Annotated in this window: 1 protein-coding gene; it reads left to right on the top strand. The window is 71.1% G+C overall.

Translation table 11 applies throughout. The features are described 5' to 3' along the window. Positions 1-308, top strand: a 308-nt coding sequence (locus C7C45_RS33420; protein WP_146247518.1) for an LLM class flavin-dependent oxidoreductase, incomplete at both ends; no start/stop codon positions are given.

Genomic DNA, 308 nt, shown 5'->3' on the forward strand with positions numbered 1-308 from the left:
GGCGACCAGGCCGCCCGCTACGCCCGGACCAGAGAGTTCCTCCAGATCGTTCGCAGGTTGTGGACCGACGACACCGTCACCTACCGTGGCGAGCACTTCAGCGTCACCGACCCCACCCTGGCGGCCCGACCGGTCGTCCGCGGCGAGCGGAAACACCCGCCGCTGTACTTCGGCGGCGCCTCGGCCGCCGCCGAGGAGGTGGCAGCCACCGAGGCCGACGTCCAACTCTTCTGGGGCGAGCCACTCGACGACGTGGCCGAGCGGATCGAGCGGCTGAGGCAACTCAGCGAGAAGCTGGGGCGCGAGCA

The sequence above is a fragment of the Micromonospora arborensis genome (assembly GCF_003205615.1).
Lineage (GTDB): Bacteria > Actinomycetota > Actinomycetes > Mycobacteriales > Micromonosporaceae > Micromonospora > Micromonospora arborensis.